Annotated in this window: 19 protein-coding genes; 13 read left to right on the top strand and 6 right to left on the bottom strand. The window is 39.9% G+C overall.

Annotated elements, in window-relative coordinates; translation table 11 throughout:
* Window positions 1-732 precede the first annotated feature (732 nt).
* Window positions 733-1,374 (bottom strand): O-methyltransferase, encoded by a 642-nt coding sequence (locus HW120_RS01040; protein ID WP_177730037.1) that lies wholly within the window; start codon window positions 1,372-1,374, stop codon window positions 733-735.
* Window positions 1,375-1,453: 79 nt separating this feature from the next.
* Between HW120_RS01040 and rlmN the strand changes: the two genes are divergently transcribed.
* A complete protein-coding gene (gene rlmN / locus HW120_RS01035) occupies window positions 1,454-2,497 on the top strand; it encodes a 23S rRNA (adenine(2503)-C(2))-methyltransferase RlmN (protein WP_177730036.1) in 1,044 nt (347 codons plus the stop codon).
* A gap of 40 nt (window positions 2,498-2,537) precedes the next feature.
* Here rlmN and HW120_RS01030 read toward each other — a convergent pair whose 3' ends face one another.
* A complete protein-coding gene (locus HW120_RS01030) occupies window positions 2,538-3,377 on the bottom strand; it encodes a hypothetical protein (RefSeq protein WP_177730035.1) in 840 nt (279 codons plus the stop codon).
* A gap of 113 nt (window positions 3,378-3,490) precedes the next feature.
* On the opposite strand from HW120_RS01030, the gene HW120_RS01025 reads away from it, so the two are divergent.
* The 5 genes from HW120_RS01025 to dnaG all read left to right on the top strand — a co-directional run bounded on the left by HW120_RS01025 (window position 3,491) and on the right by dnaG (window position 9,038).
* Entirely contained in the window at window positions 3,491-4,471 is a 981-nt protein-coding gene (locus tag HW120_RS01025) for a polyprenyl synthetase family protein (RefSeq protein WP_177730034.1), read from the top strand.
* A 138-nt stretch (window positions 4,472-4,609) separates the two neighbouring features.
* Window positions 4,610-5,170: an RNA polymerase sigma factor gene (locus tag HW120_RS01020; RefSeq protein WP_177730033.1), complete on the top strand. Its 561-nt coding sequence runs from the start codon at window positions 4,610-4,612 to the stop codon at window positions 5,168-5,170.
* Window positions 5,157-5,843, top strand: coding sequence for a hypothetical protein (locus HW120_RS01015; protein ID WP_177730032.1), 687 nt, complete (start codon window positions 5,157-5,159; stop codon window positions 5,841-5,843). Before HW120_RS01020 ends, HW120_RS01015 begins: the two co-directional genes overlap by 14 nt.
* A gap of 35 nt (window positions 5,844-5,878) precedes the next feature.
* Window positions 5,879-6,937 carry a hypothetical protein gene (locus HW120_RS01010; RefSeq protein WP_177730031.1) on the top strand — a complete coding sequence of 353 codons (1,059 nt, stop codon included), beginning with the start codon at window positions 5,879-5,881 and terminating at the stop codon, window positions 6,935-6,937.
* Between the two features lie 118 nt (window positions 6,938-7,055).
* A complete protein-coding gene (gene dnaG / locus HW120_RS01005) occupies window positions 7,056-9,038 on the top strand; it encodes a DNA primase (protein ID WP_177730030.1) in 1,983 nt (660 codons plus the stop codon).
* Here dnaG and HW120_RS01000 read toward each other — a convergent pair.
* Together HW120_RS01000 and nadE are read right to left on the bottom strand one after the other, a co-directional pair.
* On the bottom strand, window positions 9,035-9,664 hold the full coding sequence (locus HW120_RS01000) for a LuxR C-terminal-related transcriptional regulator (protein WP_136402182.1): 630 nt from the start codon (window positions 9,662-9,664) through the stop codon (window positions 9,035-9,037). The two genes, dnaG and HW120_RS01000, sit on opposite strands and share 4 nt — an antisense overlap.
* 76 nt (window positions 9,665-9,740) lie before the next feature.
* Window positions 9,741-10,547 carry an NAD(+) synthase gene (gene nadE / locus HW120_RS00995; RefSeq protein ID WP_177730029.1) on the bottom strand — a complete coding sequence of 269 codons (807 nt, stop codon included), beginning with the start codon at window positions 10,545-10,547 and terminating at the stop codon, window positions 9,741-9,743.
* Window positions 10,548-10,712: 165 nt separating this feature from the next.
* Between nadE and gldB the strand changes: the two genes are divergently transcribed.
* Both gldB and gldC read left to right on the top strand, forming a co-directional pair.
* Entirely contained in the window at window positions 10,713-11,672 is a 960-nt protein-coding gene (gene gldB / locus HW120_RS00990; protein WP_177730028.1) for a gliding motility lipoprotein GldB, read from the top strand.
* Window positions 11,672-12,007 carry a gliding motility protein GldC gene (gldC, locus tag HW120_RS00985; RefSeq protein ID WP_177730027.1) on the top strand — a complete coding sequence of 112 codons (336 nt, stop codon included), beginning with the start codon at window positions 11,672-11,674 and terminating at the stop codon, window positions 12,005-12,007. The genes gldB and gldC overlap by 1 nt, the downstream gene beginning before the upstream one ends.
* Before the next feature lie 27 nt (window positions 12,008-12,034).
* Here the strand turns inward: gldC and yihA are convergent, their stop codons facing one another.
* Window positions 12,035-12,652, bottom strand: a complete 618-nt coding sequence (gene yihA / locus HW120_RS00980; protein ID WP_177730026.1) for a ribosome biogenesis GTP-binding protein YihA/YsxC — start codon at window positions 12,650-12,652, stop codon at window positions 12,035-12,037.
* Between the two features lie 72 nt (window positions 12,653-12,724).
* Window positions 12,725-13,489: an alpha/beta fold hydrolase gene (locus HW120_RS00975; RefSeq protein WP_177730025.1), complete on the bottom strand. Its 765-nt coding sequence runs from the start codon at window positions 13,487-13,489 to the stop codon at window positions 12,725-12,727.
* Between the two features lie 412 nt (window positions 13,490-13,901).
* On the opposite strand from HW120_RS00975, the gene mraZ reads away from it, so the two are divergent.
* From mraZ to HW120_RS00950, 5 genes are read left to right on the top strand one after another with little or no spacing between them, the layout of a single operon-like run.
* Window positions 13,902-14,372: a division/cell wall cluster transcriptional repressor MraZ gene (mraZ, locus tag HW120_RS00970; RefSeq protein ID WP_177730024.1), complete on the top strand. Its 471-nt coding sequence runs from the start codon at window positions 13,902-13,904 to the stop codon at window positions 14,370-14,372.
* Window positions 14,347-15,255 carry a 16S rRNA (cytosine(1402)-N(4))-methyltransferase RsmH gene (gene rsmH, locus HW120_RS00965; RefSeq protein ID WP_177730023.1) on the top strand — a complete coding sequence of 303 codons (909 nt, stop codon included), beginning with the start codon at window positions 14,347-14,349 and terminating at the stop codon, window positions 15,253-15,255. The genes mraZ and rsmH overlap by 26 nt, the downstream gene beginning before the upstream one ends.
* Window positions 15,256-15,279: 24 nt before the next feature.
* The gene (locus tag HW120_RS00960; RefSeq protein ID WP_177736106.1) at window positions 15,280-15,624 is read left to right on the top strand and encodes an FtsL-like putative cell division protein; all 345 of its coding nucleotides are present in this window, start codon (window positions 15,280-15,282) and stop codon (window positions 15,622-15,624) included.
* Window positions 15,615-17,615 (top strand): penicillin-binding protein, encoded by a 2,001-nt coding sequence (locus tag HW120_RS00955; RefSeq protein WP_177730022.1) that lies wholly within the window; start codon window positions 15,615-15,617, stop codon window positions 17,613-17,615. Before HW120_RS00960 ends, HW120_RS00955 begins: the two co-directional genes overlap by 10 nt.
* On the top strand, window positions 17,612-19,075 hold the full coding sequence (locus HW120_RS00950) for a UDP-N-acetylmuramoyl-L-alanyl-D-glutamate--2,6-diaminopimelate ligase (protein WP_177730021.1): 1,464 nt from the start codon (window positions 17,612-17,614) through the stop codon (window positions 19,073-19,075). Before HW120_RS00955 ends, HW120_RS00950 begins: the two co-directional genes overlap by 4 nt.
* The last annotated feature ends 3 nt before the right edge of the window (window positions 19,076-19,078 follow it).

The following is a 19,078-nucleotide window of genomic DNA, read 5'->3' as shown; positions in this document are numbered from 1 at the left end:
AAAAGGCAAGAGGTAAAAGGCAAGAGGTAAAAGGCAAGCTTTGATTGCGGAAGCTGATTGCTGTAGATTATATAAGATATATGAATGTCGTATATTGAACTTCAAACCTCGTATATCAACTTTAAGGGGCAATTAGCAAGAGGTAAAAAGCAAGTCTTGATTGCGGAAGCTGATTGCTGTAAATTATATAAGATATAAGGAGTATGAGGTGTGAAGGGATATCGTAAATCAAACTTCAAACTTCGTATATTAATTTTAAGGGGCAATTAGCAAGAGGTAAAAGGCAAGTTTTGTATTACGGAAGCTGATTACTGTGAATTATATAAGATATAAGAAGTATGAGGTGTGAAGGGATATCGTACATCAAACTTCAAACTTCGTATGTTAACTTTAAGAGGCAATTGGCAAGAGGTAAAAGACAAGTCTTGTATTACGGAAGCTGATTACTGTAAATTATATAAGATATAAGAAGTATGAGGTGTGAAGGGATATCGTAAATCAAACTTCAAACTTCGTATATTAATTTTAAGGGGCAATTAGCAAGAGGTAAAAGGCAAGCTTTGATTACGGAAGCTGATTGTCGTAACTCCTAATATTATATAAGATATAAGAAGTAGGAGGTGTGAAGTAATACATCGTAAATCAAACTTCAAACCTCATATATCAAACCTTATAATTGCCTTTTGCTATTTGCCAATTGCTTTTTCGCCAATTGCCAATTGCTTCTTGTTCTTATAAAACGCGGCTCACCGTAAGCCCGTCGCGTATGGGTAATAAAACCGTTTCTACACGCGGATCGTCTTTCAGGAGCTTGTTGTAGTCCAGTAATATCTTTGTGCTTTTGTCGTTTGCTTTTAAAGGCTCCAGTACTTTTCCGGACCATAAAACGTTATCCGATAAAATAATACCGCCTTTATGCATTAACGGAACGATCATTTCAAAATAATGAATGTAGTTTTCCTTATCGGCATCGATAAATACCAAATCAAATTTTTTATTTAAGGTTGGGATGATTTCCAGAGCATTGCCTAAGTGCTGGTGTATCTGGTCTTTCCATTCCGACTGGTCAAAGTATTTTCGCTGGAAATCGTAGAGTTCCTCGTTGATGTCAATAGTATCCAGAGTGCCGTTTTCCTGTAAACCTTCCGCCAGGCATAATGCCGCATAACCGGTATAGGTTCCGATCTCCAGTATGGCATTGGGACGGATCAGTTTGGAAAGCATGCTCAGGACACGCCCCTGTAAATGACCGCTTAACATGCGGGGCTGTAATATTTTCTGATGGGTTTCTTTATTTAATGCCGCTAATAATGCCGGTTCATTTTCCGAATGCAGGGCTACATAATCTTCTAAAGTTTCCGATATAAAATGCATAAGCTTAAATTTTTTACAAAATTACAAATTACCAAACGCATAAATTACCAAATACATAAATAGTTACTAACTTTGCGCCATGCAAACGGAGAAGAAAGACATAAGAGCTTTAAGTAAAGAGCAGTTACGTGATTTTTTTGTTGCCAATGGTGACAAAGCCTTTAGAGGGAATCAGGTATATGAATGGTTGTGGAGTAAAGGCGCTCACAAATTTGATGACATGACGAATGTGGCTAAACCCACAAGACAAATGCTGGAAGAGAATTTTGTGATCAATCACATCAAAGTAGATCAGATGCAGCGCAGTTCGGATGGAACGGTTAAAAATGCCGTGCGTTTGCATGACGGACTAATTGTGGAAAGCGTGTTGATTCCAACCGAAACCAGAACAACGGCCTGCGTGTCCAGTCAGGTTGGCTGTAGTCTGGACTGTAACTTCTGTGCAACAGCACGGTTGAAACGGATGCGTAACTTGAATCCTGATGAAATATACGATCAGGTTGTGGCTATTGATAATGAAAGCAAACTGTATTACAACAGACCGCTGTCTAATATTGTATTCATGGGAATGGGCGAACCGCTGATGAACTACAACAACGTGATAAAAGCGATTGAAAAAATCACGGCACCGGAAGGTCTGGGAATGTCGCCGAAAAGGATTACCGTTTCGACTTCCGGAATTCCGAAGATGATTAAAAAACTGGCAGACGATGAGGTAAAATTCAAACTGGCCGTTTCGCTGCACTCGGCTATCGATGAGATCCGCTCCGGAATCATGCCGTTTTCGGAAAACTTCCCGTTAAAGGACCTGAGAGAAAGCCTCGAATACTGGTATTCCAAAACCAAAAGCAGGGTGACCTACGAATATGTGGTCTGGAAAGGAATCAACGACGATAAAAAATCGATTGATGCGTTGGTGAAATTCTGTAAATACGTTCCGTGTAAAGTAAACCTGATTGAATATAACCCGATTGATGACGGGGAGTTTCAACAGGCTGCTCCGCAGGCTATAGAAAATTATATCACGGCTCTGGAACGAAATGATATTGTGGCCAAAGTGCGCCGAAGCAGAGGAAAAGACATTGATGCGGCTTGTGGCCAGCTGGCTAATAAAGAAGCTTAAAAAAATAAAAAAAGCCCCGGATCCGGGGCTTTTTCAATGGTTAAAAACCATCTAGGGTAATAATCGAAGTTTCGCCGTTAATAGTCATGGTGGCCTGGTTGTCGCAAGTTCCGTCACCATAATCAATAGTTGCCGTATTGGCATTTCTGATAATTGTAATCACTCCCGCCACGATATAGGCACAATCCCTTTTTATTTTCAGAGGTGTTGTTATCGTAGTGCTGTTTACATTTCCGTTAGGGAAAGTAGTGCTCCAACTTCCTGTGATTAAAAAGACATCATCGCTGATGCCGGGAGTATCATGACCTTCACTCCATTCTTTGGTACGGGTACCGGTTCTGTGGTATACGTCCCCGTTCGGATACGTGATTGTCATGTCTAATGACATGCTTGTTTCCGGATTACCGTTGGCATTCGCGTGAGTACGCGTCATGGTGCGGTTGCCGGTAATGGCAATATCATTGTAATAAAAATTCTCGAAAGTATACGTTATCGTATGCGACATTGTTTCAAAATCATTTGTAAAACTAATAATGATTTTTCCTTTTAAAGTAGCGCCCATAAAAGAACAGCCCTCTGTTCCAAAATCAATACTCACATTCCAGGTATTGTCAATAATTGCCGAAGTAGTAACAACACATCCGGGTAACATTTGTGCCGTATTGGTCATTTTACCGGAACCATTTTGCGGTAGGATATAACCGTTTTCTACTACTGTAGCAACATCATCCACCATTTTGTCAATCTTTGCATCCGTTCTAAACTCCTCCTTTGTAATTGGAGTTGAAGACGTAGCACCTGAACCATCACTGTCTTTGTCACAGCTTCCTGTAAAAACTAAAGCTAAAAACAGTCCTAGAAAAAACAGACTTTTTTTCATATATAATTGATTTTTAGTTTAGTAGGTAGGCTATTATAAACGGTAAAACAGTTTGGTTTAGTATGTGAATTATGATTTTTTACTTTCCTCTCAAATTGGTATATTTGAAACCAATGAAAATCGTAGAGCAAATAAAGCAGCCCATAGTTAAGGAAATGGAACTTTTTGAAAAGAAGTTCCATGAATCAATGTCATCTAAGGTTGCATTGCTTAACAGGATTACATACTATATCGTTAACCGGAAAGGAAAACAAATGCGTCCGATGTTTGTTTTTCTGACGGCCAAAATGGTTTCCGAAGGAGTGGTAAACGAAAGAACCTACCGCGGAGCGTCTGTTATCGAATTAATCCATACCGCAACTTTGGTACACGATGATGTGGTAGACGACAGCAACCGCCGCAGAGGCTTCTTTTCCATCAATGCCTTATGGAAAAATAAAATTGCCGTTTTGGTAGGTGATTATTTGCTGTCCAAAGGACTTTTGCTGTCAATTGATAATAACGATTTTGATCTGCTGAAAATTATATCGGTTGCCGTTCGTGAAATGAGCGAAGGGGAACTGCTTCAAATTGAAAAGGCAAGGCGTCTGGATATTACCGAGGATGTTTACTACGAAATCATTCGCCAGAAAACAGCAACGCTAATCGCAGCCTGCTGTGCATTAGGTGCCTGCGCAGTGAAACCCGAAGATACCGAAGTCGTGGAACGAATGCGGAAATTCGGCGAACTGATCGGAATGGCATTTCAGATTAAAGACGATTTGTTTGACTATACGGATGATGCCATCGGTAAACCTACCGGGATCGATATTAAAGAGCAAAAAATGACATTGCCTTTAATCTATGCCCTGAACAACTGTACTTCCAAAGAAAAAAGCTGGTGCATCAACTCCATTAAAAACCACAACAAGGACAAAAAACGTGTTCGGGAAGTTATTGCATTTGTAAAAGAACGCAACGGACTTGTTTACGCCGAAGGAAAAATGGTCGAATTCCAGCAGGAAGCCCTTCAGCTTCTGGAAAATTTCCCTCCCTCTCCCTATAAAGAGGCACTGATCCTGATGGTTAATTACGTTATTGAAAGAAAAAAATAATTTTTTTTCGATAATTTTACTGTTGTAATAAATTGTTTTTCAGTGCTTTAATTTGAAAAGTGATTTTTTTTGCTATGGCAATACAACCATTTCCATACAACGCTCGTCTATACTAATAGAAACATCTGAATAACGATTTTGAAAGTAATCAACTTACATCAGGAAGAAAAGGAGCTTATTGCTTTGGCGGTCGAAAACAATCGGCATGCACAGCATAAGATATACTCCCAGCATGCTCCCAAAATGTTAAGTGTGTGCCGTCAGTACTTAAAAGATGTTCATCAGGCTGAAGATGTCATGATAACCGCTTTTATGAAAGTATTTACCGGCTTAAAGAATTTTGAGCACAAAGGCAGTTTTGAAGGATGGATCAGAAGAATCATGGTGAATGAGTGTATCTCACACATCAGGGTTCAGAAGCCAATTAAGTTTAGTGAAGAAGAAACCTTTTTAGAAGGGGGATTTAACAATATTGAAAGCCGGTTATCTGTAGAAGATATTCAGTTTTTAATAGATAATTTACCCGATGGCTACAGAATGGTATTCAACCTGTATGCTATTGAAGGGTATAAACACCAGGAAATAGGAAAAATGCTGGGCATAAGTGAAGGAACATCCAAGTCGCAATTATCCCACGCCAGAAAAATGTTGCAGGAACAAATTAACAGACAAAAAAATTATCAGAATGGAACCGAATAAAAGAGAAGAAGATTTCAGGATAAAACTGAACTCCAGAACGCTTCAGCCTTCTGAGACGGCATGGGACAGGCTGGATGCGATGCTTTCGGTAGCCGAGGAGAAAAAACCGAAGCGCCGTTTTACATGGCTGTATATCGCAGCGGCTTTTATCGGGTTTGTATTTGTGGGACTTTTTTTATTTGATCAGCAAAAAAACAATGTTGAGCTAAACGAAAACACAACCACCATAGTAGAAAGCAATCCGGTTCAGGAACAAACTGAAGCCTCAGCGCCGGAAGCAGCGCCGGAAAAGTTACCGGTTTCGGTAACACCGGTAAAAATAAAAGAAGCTGTTGCAATGACGAATACCGGAAAAGCGACCGGAAATCCGGAAATCCGTGTGGAAAAAAACATGGCGAAAGAAAAAATAAATGAAGAAATGATCGCTGTTGTACCTCAGAAAAGTATTCAGAAAAACAGAGTTGCTGTAAATGTGGATGAACTTTTGGCAGCTGTCGATGGCAACCAGCCCAATAGCGAACTTAAAAAACAAAATGTAACGGTAGATGCCAATTCCCTGCTGTCAACAGTGGAAGGAGAGCTGAACACGACCTATCGTGAAAATACTTTCCAGACCATAAGCAGGAACTTCAAAACCGTAAAATCTGCGGTTGCCAATAGAAATAAAGAGTAAATCAATCAAAAATCGAACAGTTTAAATTTTAAATTATGCAAAAAATTATTTTTTATGTAGTGGTATTGCTATGCCTTGTAGTCACTAAAATACAGGCTCAGGAAACCTTTGAACAGCGTGCTAAAGTGATTGCTGAAAACATTGAGAACATCACAAGAGAAGAAAAGAAAATATTAAAAGACAAGGTGGATGTGATCAATACGCAGCTGGAAAACAAAAGTATCACAAGAGAGGAAGCCGATAAAATGAAAATAGAAGCGGCAACGTTTCATGCGAAAAGAATTGAAGAAAGAGTAGCCTTTGAAGAATCCCGTTTGAATACACTAATCAAGGAAAAAGTAGACGGGAAGATCCAGGAAGCAAGTGCTGATTCTGTGACCAGCAAAAGAGTGAGCATCATAGAAGTGCGCTACAGAAAAGGGAACGGTAACGGAAAAAGAAAAGAAGTGATTGAAAAAAGAACCACATCACAACTGGTTCTGGCCGGAGGAGTGAATAACCTGGTAACCGGAGGAGCGGTAGCAAATTCAAAATTCAGATACTGGGGTTCACATTTTTACGAATTCGGATTGACATTCAATACCCGTATCATGAAAAATAACAACCTGTTGCATGCAAAATACGGAATGTCTTTAGTGTATAATAACCTGCGTGCGGTAGACAACCAATATTTTGTAAAGAATAATGATCAGACGGAACTGGTTACTTCTTCTACCTGGTTAAGCGAATCCCGTTTGCGAAATATCCAGCTGATTTTTCCGGCACATTTGGAATTTGACTTTACCCCTAAAAAAGTAAATGAAAAAGGCGAAACAAGATTCAGAACCCACAGAAGCGGCCGGATCGGAATTGGAGGATATATCGGAGCCAATTTACAAACCCGACAGTTTTTGGAATACCAGCGTGACGGATTTGAAGTGGAAGAAAAACAAAAAAGCAATTTTAACACTAATGGATTTGTGTACGGATTGAGTGCCTATGTGGGATATCGTTCAACAAGTTTGTACCTGAAATACGATTTAAATCCATTATTTAAAAATAATTCTGCCGATCAGAACAATATTTCGCTAGGATTGCGTTTTGATTTAAATTAAAGTTTGGTTAGTTATATACTTTTTTTAGAAGGTGTTCGTTACAGAGCACCTTTTTTATTTCCGGGAATGGATTTTATTTTTGTACAAATCCTATTCCCCTTTGTATCTTTGTCTTCGTATGATTGCACAAAATTCTATAGAAACTGTTTTTGAAACCGCCCGTGTTGAGGAGGTAATCGGTGATTTCGTTCAGCTAAAACGTGCCGGAAGCAACCTCAAGGGGTTGAGCCCGTTTGTTGATGAAAAATCCCCTTCGTTCATGGTGTCGCCGGTAAAACAGATTTGGAAGGATTTTAGCTCCGGAAAAGGAGGGAATGTGGTTACTTTCCTGATGGAACACGAACATTTTTCCTATCCGGAAGCCATTCGCTACCTGGCGAAAAAGTACAATATTGAGCTGGAAGAAACGGAGCAGTCGCAGGAGGACAAACAGGAAGCGAATGAAAAGGAAAGCATGTACCTCGTGTCGGAGTTTGCCCAAAAGTACTTTCATAACGTGCTGCTCAATTCGGAAGAAGGTAAGGCTATCGGTTATTCGTATTTTAAAGAAAGAGGATTCTCCGGTGAAACCATTAAAAAATTCGGACTGGGCTATTCTCCGGAATCTTGGGATGCTTTTACCAAAGAAGCTTTAGGGAAAGGTTATAAGCTCGAATACCTGGATAAAACCGGATTGACCATCGTTAAGGAAGATAAGCAATTTGACCGCTTTAAAGGGCGTGTAATGTTCCCGATCCAGAGTATGTCCGGAAGAGTTTTAGGCTTTGGCGGACGTATACTGACGAATGATAAAAAAGCCGCCAAATATTTAAACTCGCCCGAAAGTGAGATTTACCATAAAAGCAAGGTTCTTTACGGAATATACCATGCAAAACAGGCAATTGCCAAATTAGACAATTGCTATTTGGTAGAAGGCTATACGGATGTGATTCAGTTTAACCAATCCGGAATTGAAAACGTTGTAGCGTCATCCGGAACCGCTTTAACGGCAGATCAGATTCGTCTGGTTAACCGGCTGACAAAGAATATTACGGTGCTTTTTGACGGCGATGCAGCTGGTTTGCGGGCTTCAATCCGCGGGGTAGACCTTATCCTTGAAGCCGGGATGAATGTAAAAGTATGCTCTTTTCCTGACGGGGAAGACCCGGATAGTTTTGCAAAGAAAACACCTTATGAAGAACTGGTGCAATATCTGGAAGCCAATGCCAAGGATTTTATTCAGTTCAAAGCTTCCCTGTTAATGAAGGAAGCAAACAACGATCCGATTAAAAAAGCCGATCTGATCCGGGATATGGTTAACAGTATTTCCAAAATTCCGGACAGGATTAAACGGGAAATATACATTCAGGAATGTTCCCGTATTATGGATATTTCAGAACAGGTACTGGTTAACACGCTGGCACAGCTGGTGCAGAAAGATATCACGGATGCCGGTAAAAAACAAAAGCAGGAACAGCAGAAAGCTTCTTTTGAAGTTGTCCGCAATGAAGAAACGGAAGCGGTTTCCAAAATTGATATCCTGTATGAACTGGAACGTAAAATAATTGAAATCCTGTTGCTTTACGGCAGTGCTGTAGAAGAATTTGAAGATGTGTTGCTAAAAGCGAATGAAGAAGGAGAAATGCTTGAAGTCAGCGAAAACAATAGCTATAAAGTTTACCAGCGCATTTATATGAGCTTGCAGGAAGATGAGGTCGAGCTGGCCAATGAATCTTTCCGGGCTATTTATAATAACCTGATCAACTATTACCATCAGAATGAGAAATTCGAAATAGAGCAGTATTTGATGCGTCTGGAGCCGGAACTGGCAAGGGAGGTAACGAATATCCTTATGGAGGAGGAGCGCGAGTCGCTGCACAACTGGGAAGTGCAGCAAATCATAGTCAAACAAAAAAACCAAACGATAAGTCAATACGTTTCCGAAACAATACTGACTTTACGTTGGTTTCTTGTTGATCGAATCATTAATGAACTTAAGAACTCAATAAGCCCGGAACCTTCAGTAGACAATTCCGAAATCTTAATGATGGCTGTTGATTATCACAAGCTGATTAATTCTTTTTCAAAAAAATTAGGCCGTGTGATGTCGCGTTACAGCTAAACGATTTCCAGTGTTTTGGCTTTGTTAACCAGGTCAACCAGGTTAGTAACATGAAGTTTTGTCAGCAAACGCAACTTGTAAGTACTAATCGTTTTTTCATTCAGGTTCAGTAATTTGGCAATCTCTTTGTTTTTCTTTCCATCGCTTAAGTAGCGTAGCACTTCAATTTCACGAGAAGACAATTTGCGGTACAGTCTGTCAGTTTTACGTCCTTTATTTAATAAAGCTAAGTTTTTCCTTACAGCCTCGCTAAAAATTATATTTCCGACAAAAACACTTTTTATGGCAAACTCCAGCTCCTCTAATTTCGAGTTTTTATGCATATAAGCGGATACTCCTGCTTTTAATGCATTGGGTGCATAAATTTGTTCAGCTAAGTTTGTGAAAATAACAATCTTCGTGTTTGGATATTCCTTAGTTAAGGTTTTCACAGTACTGATACTGGTTAAACCATCCAGCTCCAAATCCAAAACAACAACATCTACGTTTTTTTTCCGTAGTAATTCTTCCAGGCCGTATAAATTACTAACAACTCCGACAAAATTGATCTCCGAATTATCCTTGAAAAAGGACTTCACCCCATATTGAACGACGGGGTGATTATCTGCTAAACAAACTTTTATCATTTCAATAGGTTTTTAATAGTAATTATCTGTAAAGTTACTAAAAAAATATAAACTATTGATAATCAGTGAAAGAAATTTATTTCAAATCTTTTGGGATCAGACAAACCGGTATTGGGTTCATTTTGTGTTGGTTAGCAGCGTTTAATTTACGGTAAATATTGAAGACTTCCAGTGCTCTGCCCTCAAAATCATTTGCTGTCCGGCCATTTTCGTATGCAAGCATAGCAAATTCCAGTTCGTCATAGCTCGCACCCAGCTGATCCTCATCACTTCTGTCGTCTCCAAACAAACCGTCTGTAGGTTTTGCCGTAATAATGCTTTCGGGAACATCCAGATAAGCGGCAAGCAGGCGGACTTCCGATTTCATTAAATCGGCAATCGGGCTGAGATCGACACCGCCATCACCGTATTTGGTGTAAAAGCCTACGCCGAAGTCTTCTACTTTATTGCCTGTTCCGGCAACAAGGGCGCTGTTTAAGCCAGCAAAATAATACAGGGTAGTCATTCGTAGCCGGGCGCGGGTATTGGCCAGTGTGAGGTTTAAAATCGCTTCATCGTCCGAAGAAGGAACCATCGCCTTAAAAGTTTCAAAAGCCGGAGTTAGATCGGCCAGAGCGCTGCTCACATTGGCAAAGCGGGATTGCAGCTGCGCAATATGCTCTTTTCCTCTGGAAACCTGGCTCGGAGCCTGGTGTATCGGCATTTCCACACATAAAGTAGGCAGTCCGGTTTGCGCGCACAGCGTTGAGGTTACGGCAGAATCGATGCCGCCGGAAATCCCCACAACAAAACCTTTTACTTTTGCGTTAGTGGCATAATGCAATAACCAGTTTACAATATGGGCGTTAATTTTTTCGATTTGGATTGTGTTCGAATTAACCATGATAAATTATGAAGATTTTATAAAACCGTAGTGTATATTTGCAAAAATTATTTTGGATAAAAATAGAAAATTTTAGCTAACAAATTTGGAGTCGCTTCTATTTTAAAATAGACCATCGGTTCGCAGGAACAATTGGATGTGCAGCGATTAAAACAAATGAACGATATGAAAAAATATTTACTTGGAATAGCAGCTGTTTTCGTGTTGTTTTCATGCAAAAAAGAAGATAAGGTTGCAGAAGCTGTCGCGGCAATACCGGTGAAAGTGGAAATTGAACGCTTTGATAAAGTGTTTTACGAATCGCCGGTAACGGACTTTCCTAAAATTAAAAAAGAGTTCTCATATTTCTTCCCTGCAGGTAATCCGGATACGGTATGGACCAATAAAATGCAGGACCCGCTTTACCGGGAACTATATGGTGAAGTAAAAAAGAAATACCCGAATAACGATGCTTTTGAAGGTGATCTGGTAGCGCTCTTCAAACACATTCAATACTATTTCCCGGAATATAAAACGCCAAAAGTAGTAACGCTGGTTTCGGAAATGGACTATGAGAACAAAGCGATTTTTGCCGATAGCCTGGTGATTATTTCACTGGATATGTATTTGGGAAAAACGAACAGATTATATGAATTTCCGGAATATTACAAGCAGAATTTCGAGCCTTCCCAAATGATGCCGGATATTGTGGCTAGTTTTGCAGCCGGAAAAATAAGTGCTCCGAAAGACCGCGCCTTATTGTCGCAGATGATTTATTTCGGAAAAGAATTATACCTGAAAGATTTATTATTGCCGGATGATTCCGATGCTGTTAAAATAGCTTATACCGAAGATCAGTTAAAATGGTGTCAGGAAAACGAATCGGAAATGTGGAAGTTTTTTATCAATGAGAAAATACTCTATGATACGAACCCGAAGCTGATGCAGCGTTTTATATCGACGGCTCCTTTTTCAAAATTCTATCTTGAAATTGATGCCGAATCGCCGGGTAGGGTGGGTACCTGGATAGGCTGGCAGATTGTCCGGTCGTATATGAAAAACAACCCGAATGTGAATGTACAGCAGTTGCTGGTTACCGATGCCAAAGAAATATTTGATAACTCAAAATACAAACCTAAAAAATAATGTCAAAGACTATTACATCTGAAATAAAATTCCTTGTTGAACTGGATGAAAACAGAGTTCCTGAGAAATTGAGCTGGACAGCGCAGGACGGCGGAGTGAATGCAGAAGAAGCGAAAGCAATGTTGTTGTCAATCTGGGATAGTAAAGCTCAGGAAACCCTGCGTATTGATTTGTGGACCAAGGATATGCCGGTGGATGAGATGAAAGTATTCTTTCATCAGACCTTAGTGGCTATGGCGGATACTTTTTACCGTGCTACGGACGACGAGAAAATGACGGCAACCATGAAAGATTTCTGCGATTATTTTGCAGAGAAACTGGAATTGAAAAAATAAAAAAGAGCGGTTATAAACCGCTCTTTTTTATAGATTGTTATTCTTGAAAATACCGTCGTTCACTTCGTCAATAAAAGCTAACAGCTGCTCTCTTCCGGTCGCTTCCAGGGAGGACGTTACAAAATGCTGCGGCATTTCTTCCCAGTTGTTGGCTAATAACTGCTTTCGGTAAGCGGCAATATTCTGCTCTACTTTTCCTTTGCTTATTTTGTCGGCCTTTGTAAAAATAATACAGAACGGCACTTCAATTTCACCTAAGTAATTGATGAATTCCAGGTCGATTTTTTGCGCTTCCAGCCGGATATCGATCAATACAAAAGCACAAACCAGCTGTTCTCTTTTTTCGAAATAATCGGTAATGAACTTCTGGAAAATTTCTTTAGTTTTCTTAGATACACGTGCATAACCATAACCCGGTAAATCCACTAAAAACCAATTGCTGTTAATCTTAAAGTGATTGATTAATTGCGTTTTTCCAGGTCTTCCCGATGTTTTTGCTAAATTCTTGTGATTGGTCAGCATGTTAATCAGGGAAGATTTGCCCACATTGGAACGGCCGATGAAGGCATATTCCGGTAAAGGATCTTTAGGGCATTTGCTCACCTCGGAATTACTGATTATAAATTCGGCGGTATTGATTTTCATTGTATCCGGGATTTCAGTGTTTGTAAAAATAGAATTCGGTACTGTTTTTTACAAAAGTACCGAATATATAAGTTATAAATTTGCTTTTTTCAGCCATTCCAGCATCAGGCGGTTAAACTCATCGGGATGCTCCATCATGGCGGCGTGTCCGCATTCGTTTATCCAGTAAAGATCGGAATTGGGCAAAAGCTTGTTGAACTCTTCTGCAACATCCGGCGGTGTAACTTTATCGTTTTTTCCCCAGATAATACAGGTTGGTGTTGTCATTTTTGGTAAATCCTTTGCCATGTTGTGACGAATGGCACTTTTGGCAATAGCTAACGTTTTTAACAGTTTCATGCGGTCGTTTACCGTGGCATAAACATCGTCAACAATTTCTTTAGTAGCTACTTTAGGATCAAAGAAAACGTCTTCTGCTTTTTTTCGGATATATTCGTAGTCGCCTCTTTTCGGGTAACTTTCACCCATGGCGCTTTCATAAAGACCGGAACTTCCGGTAATGACCAGACCGGCCATTTTTTCCGGATACATTTTAGTGTGGTACAGGGCAATATGACCGCCAAGAGAATTTCCAAGCAGTATTACCTTGTCGTAACCTTTATACGTGATAAAGTCTTTTACAAACTTTGAAAAAGCCTTTACATTGGTTTTTAAAATGTTGTTGGTGTAAAGCGGCAATTCAGGGATTACAACTTTGTACCCGTATTGCGGGAAAAAATTTGCAACTCCGTCGAAATTGCTCAATCCTCCCATAAGTCCGTGTAAAATAATGATAGGCGTTCCTTCTCCTGCTTCAAAATAAGAGTATTTGCCTTCTTTTTTTAACGTGTGCTCCATGTATTATGATACGGTTTCAAATTCTCACAAAGATAGGACTTTCTCCATAAATACGAAGTTTTGAAATGTAAAATCGAAAATACTTTCCGTTTAATTTTAAGTAAATTCCTATTTCGGTTATAAAGTGCTAATTATCAGTTGTTTTAAAGTGAAAATAATCGTACCGGGACGGCTTTTTATTTTTTTGGTATTTATTGAAAATAAATTGCGAAAAGCCTCTTTTTTTGAGGATATTATTGTGTTTGATTGAAAACAGTGAAATATTGCTAATTGTTCGAAATGAGAAGATTAGATAGTTTTCCTACATTTTGACTTTTGAGTGGAAAAACTTATCAACAAAGTGGGTATTTGTGGTAAAAAGTGGTAAAAAAATCTGTACTTTTGCTATAAATCAAATCAAAATCACCGGATCTTGACAAACATTATCGGGACATATGAGTGTAAAATAGATTCAAAAGGAAGGCTTATGGTGCCTGCGCCTTTAAAGAAGCAATTGCCTTCTTTAGAGGCTGGATTTGTTCTAAAACGCTCTGTTTTTGATCAGTGTGTCGAGTTGTGGCCAAAATCGGAATGGGATTTAATGATGGTGAAAATCAACAAGCTAAACCGCTTTGTGAAAAAGAATAACGACTTTATCCGAAAGTTTATGGCTGGTGTGAAAATGGTGGAAATTGATGATGCCGGGAGATTATTGATTACAAAAGATTTGATTGAATATGCTGGGATTTCGAAAGATTTGGTTTTGACCTCAAAGGTAAATATCATTGAGATTTGGGACAAGGATTTGTATGAAAAATCAATTTCAGGAGATGATATGGATTTTGCAGATTTAGCAGAGGAAGTAATGGGTAATTTAAATGACGACGACAATGGAATATCATAATCCGGTATTATTAAAAGAAACAGTTGATGGTTTGAATATAAAACCGGACGGTATTTATGTGGATGTAACGTTTGGCGGCGGCGGGCATTCGAGAGAGATCATGAGCCGTTTGGGGCCTGGCGGAAAGCTGTTTGCTTTCGATCAGGATCAGGATGCGCTGGCAAATGCAATCGATGACGCACGTTTTACCTTAATAAATGAAAATTTCCGGTTCATTAAAAGATTTCTGCGCTTTCACAATGTAAAACAGGTGGACGGGATTCTGGGAGATCTTGGTGTTTCTTCACACCAGTTTGATGTGGCAGAAAGAGGATTTTCGACCCGTTTTGATGCAGAGCTGGATATGCGAATGGATCAAAAAGGATCGGTGAGTGCCTATAATGTGGTAAACGAATATGATGAAGCAGACCTGAGAAGAGTATTCTTTGATTATGGAGAACTTAAAAATGCAGGAGCACTGGCGAATACTATCGTTACAGCAAGAAAAGAAAAACCGATAAAAAATACCGAGCAGCTTAAACAGGTGTTGAGCCGTTTTTTGCCGGCTCATAAAAGTAATAAGATACTGGCACAGATTTACCAGGCAATCCGGATTGAGGTAAACCAGGAAATGGATGTGCTGAAAGAATTTTTAGAGCAGTCATTGGAGATTCTGAACCCGGAAGGACGTTTGAGTGTGATTTCATACCACTCTTTGGAAGACAGGCTGGTAAAACGTTTTATGAAAAACGGCATGTTTGAAGGAGAGCCGGAACGTGATTTTTTCGGACGTTTTGAAGTGCCTTTTAAACTAATAGGAAAACTGATTGTTCCAACGGATACGGAAATCGCAATTAATAACAGAGCCAGAAGCGCGAAGTTGCGCATCGCAGAAAAACGATAATATAAAGAAGTAGCCATGGCAATGATGAAAGAAGGGGTATATAGTCTGTTAAAAGCAAAGTTCCTGATTAGTGACGATGCTTTAAAAAACTGGCGGTTTATTGTTTTCCTGATTTTACTGGCGATGATAATGATTGCAAATTCACACCGGTACGAACAGAAAACATTCCAGATCACAGAGCTTACCAGTGAAGTGAAAGAGTTGCGGTCGGAATTTGTAGACAGGAGATCGGAGCTGATGGAGCTGAAAATGGAATCTACGATATCGGCAAAAATGGAAGAAAAGGAAATCTTTCCCTCGTCGGTTCCGCCAAAGAAGATAAAGGTTAAAGAAGAAGAAAAGAATATTCTGAAAAAAATATGGCAGTAGAAGATAAAAATATCTCTTACAGAATTTACATTGTAGCCTTCGCGATTTTCGTGATGGCTATTTTCGTTGCTATAAAACTCACCAATATTCAATGGGTGGAAGGAGAATATTACCGCAAACTGGCGAAAGAACGTACGGTAAGAAACTTTGTAATCCCGGCTAATAAAGGAAATGTATATTCTGCAGACGGAAGCTTGCTGGCTACCTCCATCCCGAATTATACCGTTCGTTTTGATGCTGTAGCTTCTAAAAAAGAAGACTTTGAAAAAAATGTAAAACCGCTTGCCGATTCGCTTTCCGAACTGCTGGGAAAATCATCCGGTTATTTCCAGACGGAGCTGAGAAGAGCAAGAGCTAATAAAAACCGCTACTACCTGCTTGCCCGTAAGCTGAGCTATACGCAATACATGAGAATGAAAAGTTTTCCGCTTTTCAATCTGGGAGCTTACAAAGGCGGGATGATCACCGAACAAAAAACCGTTCGTGAGCATCCTATCGGGAAAATTGCAGAACGAACAATCGGATACGAACGTCAGAGTGAAGGCGGACAAGAGACCAGAGTAGGGATCGAAGGCGCTTTCGGGGCGTATCTGAACGGAAAAGACGGACAGCGATTGATGCAGAAAATTGCCAAAAATCAATGGAAACCGATTAGTGATAACAACGAAGTGGAGCCAAGAGACGGTTATGACATTATCTCAACGATAGATGTGTACATCCAGGATATTGCCCACCACGCACTGCTGAAACAACTGGAGCTTTATGAAGCCGATCACGGTTGTGTAGTGGTAATGGAAACGACTACCGGCGAAATAAAAGCGATTTCCAATTTGGGACGCACCAGCGATGGCGGCTATTATGAAACCATCAATTATGCCGTTGCCGAATCGCATGAACCGGGTTCGACCTTTAAGCTGGTTGACTTAATTGCCTTACTGGACGATAGAAAAATTGATACCAGTAAAGTATTTGATTCAAAAGGTGGTGATATAACCTATTATAACCGACATGTCCGCGATTCTAAAAAAGGCGGATACGGAAAAATATCACTGGCAAGAGGATTTGAAGTTTCGTCGAATACCGTGATGGTACAGGCGGTATATGATAACTATAAAGACAACCCGAGACAGTTTGTAAACAGGCTGAATAATCTGGGACTGGACAGACCGTTAGGCCTGCCGTTTAAAGGAGAAGGAAGACCATTTATTCCGCAGCCGGGAGAAAAAGGATGGTCGGGTGTTGCCTTGCCGTGGATGGCTTTTGGTTATGGCGTTTCGATAACACCATTGCAAACCTTAACCCTGTATAATGCCGTTGCCAATAACGGTGTCATGGTAAAACCACAATTTGTAAGAGAAATAAAAGAATGGAATAAAACCATTAAAAAGTTTGATACGCAGGTTTTAAACCCGAAAATATGCTCCGATGATGCTTTGAGAAAAGTACAGGCTGTTTTGGCCAATGTGGTTAAAAGAGGAACCGGTTCGAAACTGTACTCCAAAGACTTTTCGATGGCAGGAAAAACCGGAACCGCCCAGGTGGATTATCACAAAGGCGACGGAAAAATGTATTATGCCTCTTCGTTTGCAGGATATTTCCCGGCAGACAATCCGAAATACTCCTGTATCGTGGTGGTACACAAACCGAATACTTCCAAAGGCTTGTATTATGGTGCGGATGTAGCCGGCCCGGTTTTTAAACGAATTGCCCAAAAGATATTTACCGATGTGCCTTCGACCAATGAAGTGAAAAAACTGAACCGTAAAATACTAAACCAGGAGCAGAGTTATGCGGCATATTATGATAAAGTTCAGAACAAACAAACCATCGTTCCGAATGTAAAAGGAATGGCGGGAATGGATGCCGTTGCGCTTTTGGAAAATTTTGGAATGAAAGTGAGAGTAAAAGGAATAGGAAAAGTAAAACAACAGTCCATTTTGCCCGGACAGGCATTTACTAAAAATCAAATTATAACATTAGAATTATCGTGATCGCTTTAAAAAACATATTATACAAAGTAGCCATCGAAGCTGTAAAAGGTACAACCGATATCGCTGTGCATAAAATCGAATTTGATTCCAGAAAAATCGAATCCGGTGATGTTTTTGTTGCGATAAAAGGAACACTTTCTGACGGTCATGATTATATTGAAAAAGCCTTAAGTCTTGGTGCTAAAGCAGTGATCTGCGAGCATTTTCCGGAAACGGCTGCCGAAGGCATAACCTATGTTCAGGTTCAGGATACCAGTTTAGCCTTAGCTTTTATGAGTGCTAATTTTTATGGCAATCCGTCAGAAAACCTGAAACTCGTTGGCGTAACAGGAACAAACGGTAAAACAACCATTGCTTCCCTGTTATACCAATTGTTTAAAAAAGCAGGTTTTAAAGTAGGATTATTATCCACAGTTAAAATCCTGGTAGATACTAAAGAATACAAAGCAACCCATACAACACCGGATTCCCTGACCATCAATCATTATTTGAATGAAATGGTAAATGAAGGCTGTGATTATTGTTTTATGGAAGTGAGTTCACACGGAATTCACCAGAAAAGAACGGAAGGACTGCATTTTGTTGGCGGTGTTTTTACAAACCTGTCACACGATCACCTGGACTATCACCCAACGTTTGCGGAATACCGCGATGTGAAAAAATCGTTTTTTGACAACCTGCCCAAAACCGCCTTTGCCTTAGTGAACAGCGATGACAAAAACGGCACGGTAATGCTGCAAAACACCAAAGCAAAGAAACTGACCTATGCTTTAAAATCGTATGCCAATTACAGAGCACAGATATTGGAAAACCAATTATCCGGATTGCTGTTAAAAATCAACGAACAGGAAGTGTGGGTACGATTGATCGGCTCTTTCAATGCCTATAACCTGTTGGCGATTTACGGCGTAGCGGTAGAATTAGGATTGGAAAATCAGGAAGTATTGCGCCTGCTGAGTGAATTGGAAAGCGTTTCAGGACGTTTCCAGTTTATTGTTTCCGAAACCAATATCACGGCTATTGTGGATTATGCCCATACGCCGGATGCTTTGGACAATGTGTTAAAAACGATAGCCGATATCCGCACCAAAAACGAACAGCTCATTACGGTTGTGGGATGTGGCGGCGACAGGGATACAACAAAAAGACCAATCATGGCCAATATCGCTTCAACCATGAGTGATAAAGCCATTTTTACTTCCGATAATCCAAGAAGCGAAAAACCGGAAGCCATTATTGAAGCCATGGAAAAAGGAGTGGAGCCGCAAAACTTCAAAAAAACACTTTCCATTGTCGATAGAAAACAGGCCATAAAAACCGCCTGTCAGTTAGCGCAGCCAAATGACATCATTTTGATTGCCGGAAAAGGACACGAAACATATCAGGAAATTCAGGGCGTACGTCATGATTTTGATGATATGAAAATTGTAAAAGAATTATTAGAACAACTCAATAAATAATAA

Source organism: Flavobacterium inviolabile (assembly GCF_013389455.1).
In the GTDB taxonomy this organism is placed as follows: Bacteria; Bacteroidota; Bacteroidia; order Flavobacteriales; family Flavobacteriaceae; genus Flavobacterium; species Flavobacterium inviolabile.
This window is presented reverse-complemented; position numbering and strand designations above follow the sequence as displayed.

Excerpts from the sequence above, each read along its gene's own strand:
- HW120_RS01040 (WP_177730037.1), bottom strand. The coding sequence starts at position 1,374 with ATGCATTTTATATCGGAAACTTTAGAAGATTATGTAGCCCTGCATTCG.
- rlmN (WP_177730036.1), top strand. The coding sequence starts at position 1,454 with ATGCAAACGGAGAAGAAAGACATAAGAGCTTTAAGTAAAGAGCAGTTA.
- HW120_RS01030 (WP_177730035.1), bottom strand. The coding sequence starts at position 3,377 with ATGAAAAAAAGTCTGTTTTTTCTAGGACTGTTTTTAGCTTTAGTTTTT.
- HW120_RS01025 (WP_177730034.1), top strand. The coding sequence starts at position 3,491 with ATGAAAATCGTAGAGCAAATAAAGCAGCCCATAGTTAAGGAAATGGAA.
- HW120_RS01015 (WP_177730032.1), top strand. The coding sequence starts at position 5,157 with ATGGAACCGAATAAAAGAGAAGAAGATTTCAGGATAAAACTGAACTCC.
- HW120_RS01010 (WP_177730031.1), top strand. The coding sequence starts at position 5,879 with ATGCAAAAAATTATTTTTTATGTAGTGGTATTGCTATGCCTTGTAGTC.
- dnaG (WP_177730030.1), top strand. The coding sequence starts at position 7,056 with ATGATTGCACAAAATTCTATAGAAACTGTTTTTGAAACCGCCCGTGTT.
- HW120_RS01000 (WP_136402182.1), bottom strand. The coding sequence starts at position 9,664 with ATGATAAAAGTTTGTTTAGCAGATAATCACCCCGTCGTTCAATATGGG.
- nadE (WP_177730029.1), bottom strand. The coding sequence starts at position 10,547 with ATGGTTAATTCGAACACAATCCAAATCGAAAAAATTAACGCCCATATT.
- gldB (WP_177730028.1), top strand. The coding sequence starts at position 10,713 with ATGAAAAAATATTTACTTGGAATAGCAGCTGTTTTCGTGTTGTTTTCA.
- gldC (WP_177730027.1), top strand. The coding sequence starts at position 11,672 with ATGTCAAAGACTATTACATCTGAAATAAAATTCCTTGTTGAACTGGAT.
- yihA (WP_177730026.1), bottom strand. The coding sequence starts at position 12,652 with ATGAAAATCAATACCGCCGAATTTATAATCAGTAATTCCGAGGTGAGC.
- HW120_RS00975 (WP_177730025.1), bottom strand. The coding sequence starts at position 13,489 with ATGGAGCACACGTTAAAAAAAGAAGGCAAATACTCTTATTTTGAAGCA.
- rsmH (WP_177730023.1), top strand. The coding sequence starts at position 14,347 with ATGACGACGACAATGGAATATCATAATCCGGTATTATTAAAAGAAACA.
- HW120_RS00960 (WP_177736106.1), top strand. The coding sequence starts at position 15,280 with ATGAAAGAAGGGGTATATAGTCTGTTAAAAGCAAAGTTCCTGATTAGT.
- HW120_RS00955 (WP_177730022.1), top strand. The coding sequence starts at position 15,615 with ATGGCAGTAGAAGATAAAAATATCTCTTACAGAATTTACATTGTAGCC.